2 protein-coding genes and 1 pseudogene are annotated in these 6,431 nt (G+C 39.3%); all 3 read left to right on the plus strand.

The genetic code is table 11. The features are described from left to right. Positions 1-139: 139 nt before the first annotated feature. Positions 140-2,863: a glycosyltransferase gene (locus tag V4C51_RS16595; protein WP_330927294.1), complete on the plus strand. Its 2,724-nt coding sequence runs from the start codon at positions 140-142 to the stop codon at positions 2,861-2,863. A gap of 7 nt (positions 2,864-2,870) precedes the next feature. Further along, positions 2,871-4,316 (plus strand): hypothetical protein, encoded by a 1,446-nt coding sequence (locus V4C51_RS16600; protein ID WP_330927295.1) that lies wholly within the window; start codon positions 2,871-2,873, stop codon positions 4,314-4,316. A gap of 111 nt (positions 4,317-4,427) precedes the next feature. Next, positions 4,428-5,591 (plus strand): annotated as a pseudogene (locus V4C51_RS16605) (glycosyltransferase). Positions 5,592-6,431 lie beyond the last annotated feature (840 nt).

Below are 6,431 nucleotides of genomic sequence, written 5' to 3' on the forward strand. Positions count from 1 at the left end.
TTCATCAAATAGCCCCACTATTATCCTCAGAAGCAGAAATTTTTATCCTCAATTTCTCGTAATCCTCGCTACGGGCGCTATTCTCGGTCAGGCTCCTGGTATTGCTTACAGGGGCTTCGGAATACCAGTGGCGATTATAGTGAAAAGTAATTTTATAGCTGAGCTCAATATAAAAAGAAAAGCAAAGGCGTTAAAAAAAGCGATTGTTAATGAAGGCGCTAAAAAAAATTACACCTCAGTACATAGTTTGATGACTCGTTCAGAAAACAATCATCTACCTATGAATGAAAGCGTATTTTCAGTACTCTGTTCACCTGCTGTTGTTCGTACACTTAACGAAGCTAATAACTATTTTTTCCGAAACAATGAGAAGGATAAAGCCTATGATTGCTTTATCTATTCCCTGAGAATCAGGAATCGGCAAAAAGAGAATATTGATAAAGAAATTGCCAGAAACATTACTCAATGGCAGCCAGATAAAATACAATTGCTGGCTAAAAAAGGCTATGAAGCCTATAAACATACCCGTTATCTGGCAATTCAGGCACTGATTTGCCGAATCCAGCCCATTGATAAGTCAGCTAACTTATCAGAAAGAAGTATACAAATCATAAATAATTATCTGCTCACAGGTAAGCTAAAGGGGTTCTACCTGTTCTATTTGAGTGAAAAAGTTTATCACAGTGATGAATGTCGAGACGCTATTTTTACTATGCTTAGGAAAGGACTTAAAGATCCTTTACTTCGCAAGCTAATTATCGAGTTTTTGTTTCGACATCAATATCAGCACAAAGAAGTGTCTTCTCATTATGTCAGTCTATACCTGTCAACACTGGTGGAAAGTTTAGATTATATTGATAAAAAGCTATCGGTAACAGAGCTGTTCAGTACCATTCCTTTATTACCTGAAGGCGATGAGAAAACACTGCTGATGGCATTGAAAGCATCAGAATCGGGCACTGATCTTGCTGATATTGAAAAGCTTTTCAAAAAAATAAAGAAAGCCTCATGCAGATACTACTTTATTCGATTAGTTTCCGGCGTAGGTAAAGAGGAACTGGCCCAGCACTTTGCTAAAAATGCCTGTTTATGGAAAACACCGACGTTCGTTGCCAAGCTGTTTAAATATTTATTTGATGGTAAGTGCTACAATCTGATTATTACTCTTTTTGCACAGCTTTCTGATGAGCACCGTGAGCACTATAAAATTTTTACATTTTATATTGGTGCCCTTAGAAATGCCGATCAGGTTAAGTTGGCAAAAGACTTACTTAAAGCCGCGCCTGAGCAAATGCCTGAAATGGCTGTTTTGAGTCAGGAATATTATCTCTATAAAAAGGAAAAAGACTTTAATGGCGCGCTACACAGAGCCAGGAAGGTCTATGAACTTCAGCCCGAGAAAAATAAGCAACGCTGGGCGTGTGCCATTGTAGAGTTGATGGGAGCAGAAGGTGATTTTGAGGCCGCTCGTGACTATGTTGCCAGGCATCCACAACATGCGCCAGCACTGTTGCCGTTAATCCATTTTCAAGAAGGTACATTGGGCACCATTGAGCATGAACTGTCAGCCAGAATAGCGGCAGGAGAAAAGAACGACGGGCTTCACTACTATCTTTCCTACCTTTACTGCGAACGAAAAGCCTATCAGAAAGCGATTGAGCAGATAGCGGAGGCCATTGACATCAAGGTAAACCGACGAAATGCCTTACACTATATATTATTGAAATCGGTTGTTGAAAAAGACTACCATGCCTGTTTGTCATTAATCAGGAATAACCGGCTTGATACTGATGTTTTATTTGCGAAGTATTATGCCCATGCATTGGCGCAAACGGGTCAGTCGGTCGAGGCAAATGAATACCTTAGTCGCCGTCTAGAAGTATTTAATGCGACTGAAAAAGATGCCTGTGAGAGAAAGTTGTTACTGGCTAACGCGGCAAAGTTAGCGGGTGATCACAAAAAGTCATTTGAGCTATTTGCCAGTATTTTTCCTGAAGAGCATCGCTGCTTTGTCACTAAAGATAAGGTTTCTCACTCTTTTTCGGTAATGAACCTGAAGTCAACGGCCCCCATTATTCGTGATGATTCACAGCCATTGGTTTCTGTGATTATGACAAATTTTGGCTGGTCTCAATATACGTCGGCGGCTATACAATCAATACTGGATCAGACACATAGTCACTTTGAGTTAATTATTATTGATGATTGCAGTGAAAAAAATGCCTATAGAAAGTTGGCTAAGTTTGTCAGACGGAAAAAGGATAGACGGATCAAGCTTATCAGGTTAAAACAAAACTCAGGCACATACAGGGCTAAGAACTATGGCTTGTCTATAACAATAGGTGAGTATATTACTTTTCAGGATTCTGATGACTGGTCACATCCACAGCGCATTCAACTTCAGCTAGCTCGGCTTGATAATAAGCCTGAATGTGTTGCAACGCTTTGCTCTTACACCAGAGTTAATCGTGTAAGTCAGATAAATTTTCAAAATAATGCCTTGTGCAGAAAAGGATTTATATCTCTATTTATTAAGAGAAAGGTTTTAGAAAGTATCGGTTTTTTTGATAGCGTTCGAACATCTGCAGATAGTGAATACTACTCCAGGATTGAGACTTTTTTTTCACCTGAGGTGATTGATTATTATGAAAGCCCTCTATACATTGCAAGCTATCATGAGAGGTCGTTAACTTCTTATGGGTTGTTTAGTATTGATCCAATTATAGGGTTATCCAGCTTTAGAAAAAAATACCGTAAAGCTTATCTTGAATGGCATAAAAGTTGTCAATCTGGAAGTGATCTATTCTTGCCAAAAAAACAGATAAATAGATCATTTAATGCCCCTTATGAAATGAATGTTTGAGGATTTTATGAAAAAAGCAAAAATTTTCTCGGTTTACTTTGATGAAATTATAAAAAAAATTGAATCGTTAGATGAGCAGTTTGTTAACGATATTTCATTTTATAGTTCTAGTCATTGGCCACCTAGAGCCAATTCCACAGCAAGATTGAATATGGCTAATTATAAAGCTCTCGATATGCTGGCTGATAAATATGAAATTGTGCATCACTACTGCATATCTTTCGATAATGAGTTAAAATCAGCTTTCAGTAACTTTGATTTTGTTGTAATACACCAAAATGCCAGCAAACAAACGTTTTCTATTCTTCATAAATTATTAGATTTTATCAATGATCACAAGGTAACAGCCAAGTTGATTTTTGGTACTGAGGGTACGTGGAGTACCACAAAAGAATTTCTAACAGAAGAAAATATAAGCGATATTTACTTTTCACATCTTTTGCTAAGGCACACAGCTAAGACAGATCGTGAAGTTTATGCATCGAATGATCACATCAGGGCAAAAGTTGAAGAGTTTGAACTAGGGATTGATACAGATCTTCTTTCATTTGGAAAAGGCGTAAAAGAAAGAAAATATATCACTTTTGTAAAAGCGCCTGAAGGCAGGTTAACAAAAAACAATCCGGCAATTGATCATATTATTGAGCAGATAAATAAAACAAATCTAGCTGATCGGTTTCAAGTTAAAGTTATTGTCCCTCCCTATTCTAGTAAAGAATATTGGGATTTAATGGCTGAAACAATGTTCTTTATATTTGTTTCAAATAGTGAAACATTTAGCTATTGTTTAAATGATGCAAAGTCCCTGGGAGCAATAACTTTCTACCCGAATCATATGTATTGCACCAAGATTGGAGCGAGGTTTGTTGTTGATAATTATCCTTGCCTGGGAAAAAGATATTCTTCTGTCCAAAACTTAATACAGCAAATGGAAAAGATTTCTGCTAATGAGGTTGTCCTTAGTTTGGAATCAAAATTTTCCAGAAAGCAAGTGGTTGATAAATTCTCTATTTCTGCGGTGTCTAAAAACTGGGATTCAATTTTTTCAGAAAGGGGATACAGGAAAAACAAATTATTTATTTTCTCAGAACGCATGAAAATAGGTGATGTCGTTTCTTATTGTAAAAAAAATGGCTTTGATTTTGCCATGCCATACAGAAACAAGGCTGTTGTTGCCTGGCATGATCAACAGTTCAGTTACGTAGACTCATTAAGTGAAATAATTTTTATAAAAGACTATTTGACGGAAGTAGATGGCTTATTGAGAAGGTCTTTTGTCATTGATAACGGTATATTCCAGTTTTCTCTTGGTGCAGATGTTAGTGTGGAGAAGTTTGACGAAACTATGTCATTTTTCAGCCTGATTACCAGAATCAATAAAATTGATAAAGTTGTTATGGATAAAAATATTGACAACAATACATTAGAAAAAGTCGTTAGTTATGTTAACTAAACGAGCATTTGTCATTAAAAGAGTCATGTTTCGAGCAGATTGATACTGCATTTTTGGGTAGATCCGTTCGTTTTTAGTGCAACGGGTTGGGTATTGAACGGACAATAGACTTTGAATACACGTATTTCCGTTATTATCCCCTTTCGTAAGCGGCCGGGTGATCGGGCTTGTATTGAGCGTCTTGATCAGGCCATTGCTTGTTTTTCAGATCAACCAGCTATGGAGTTAGTGGTATTAGACACTGGTCGAGATTCCGCCGGGTTAAAATTAACCAATAGACAACAGAAAAATCTGCGCTACGTTCATGAATTTCAGTCGGGTGTGTTCGCTCCGGGTCGAGTGAGAAATGCTGCGGTTGCCCATGCAACTGGGCAGTATATTTTTCTGTTTGATGCGGATTTGCTGATCAGCCGGGAAATAGTTGATCAGCTACATGACTTTGTTCAGGCATTGACACTGGAAGGGCCGCAAGCTTTTCGTATGTTTCCCTGCCTTTACCTGTCGCAACCCTATTCTGCCCATTTTGCGCCTGAATTTCTTAAACCTGCCTTGCAGCAGAGGTTATGCCAGGCGGTGTTTGAATCCTGGTTTCGTGGTGAAGTGTGCAAAGTGGATGGCATCGCCCTGGCCTGAAGCTGTTTGCTGATAAATCGGCAGTGGTTTATGGCTATTGGTGGCTTTCGGGAGACGTTTACCGGTCACGGTTGTGAAGATTTTGACCTGATCCATCGGTTGTCAGCGTTTTATTCCATTGGCAAGCGGCCCGATGATTATTCCGATGATACTAAAAGTCAGTTTCCGGCAGATTACCGGGGGTTTCGTCGTTATTTCAGCTTTTATGCTGTTCCACACCTGTTTAGAGGCTTATTTCTTTTGCACCAGTGGCACCCGAGGCCGCTAGCTCGTCAATATCACCGTAAACGCAAGGTTAACGAAGCCCTGTTTGCCGAGATACTTCGGGAGTCTACTTTGACGCTGCCAAAACCTTTGGCAGGCCGTTTCACTGGTGGCAAGGTTTTGTCCGCATTAAACAGTGGGGCTGTGTGTTTTGAACATAAACTGGCGGGTTTTGACCAATGGTTACAAGAACAACAAGAGCAGGCCGGTTATCCGGTTAGCCGGTATCCCGGTTTTTTTTGTTATGGGGTCGGTGTGAAAAAGGCACCAGGTTCCCTTTGGCGCAAGGTTAGAAAGTTGCTGTTAAACCCGAGCGTGTTTTTCCGTGACGCTATTTTACGAAAGAAAGGAGCAATCATTTCAAACGGACACCAATGAGATGGCAGCATAGCCAACATTAAACACCCGCTAAATCATATGCACTGCCACGGGGGAGCAGGATCAGGTAGTAGACCAATGCCGTATTCTAACCAGGCTGTTGCGCTGATAACTTCAATAGCAGATCTGCGTTAAATCTGCTCACGACAGCTCTGGCTATTACTCATCACTTCTACTGTTCAGATGACCAGCCTACCTAACTCATTACCTTAGCTAATAAAGGCTATTGGTATAACAGGCTTGTGTCTTTGCTTATTACTCAAACGTCTGTGTACAAGCACTTTTTCCCTGTCAGTCTATATCAGGTGAATACAGTGAATTATGATTACCAATTAGTCAGATAAACTGTAATGTTGAGGTATATTGTCAATTTCTTGCTATTTTGTGCGGCTAATCACACGAACATCAGTGTATCTGCTCTTCCTTATTCCTTCCTTTTTGATGTACATTAGTGCCTAAAATTTACTGACAAACCTGAATGATTGACAGATACTCTGAGGGTTAATCAGGGTATAACCGCGTAATGGACGGTAGCTGGTATTTCGGATTTGTCGTTCGCTGTCTCGATAAATGCGGTGTCTTTTGCTCGAATATAAGTAGAAAGACTTAATTTGACGGGCGGTAGCGTCCATTTTAGCTGAGTTTTATGTTGCTTTCGGACCAGGGAAAGAGCATGAAAGCCTTTGCTATTATTGGTCTGAGATAAAGTCATTACTTTCTATTTTATAAAAATACATGGTCTTATATATAAAGCCTAATATAACAATACTGCGGACAGTTTTTGATGCTTAAAGCCCACGGCTGCCAAAGGCCCGAAGGTGTATCGTTATTTTATGGTAA

Source organism: Candidatus Sororendozoicomonas aggregata (assembly GCF_031528575.1).
GTDB lineage: Bacteria > Pseudomonadota > Gammaproteobacteria > Pseudomonadales > Endozoicomonadaceae > Endonucleibacter > Endonucleibacter aggregata.

Coding starts and splice junctions, on each gene's coding strand:
- V4C51_RS16600 (WP_330927295.1), top strand. CDS start 2,871: ATGAAAAAAGCAAAAATTTTCTCGGTTTACTTTGATGAAATTATAAAA.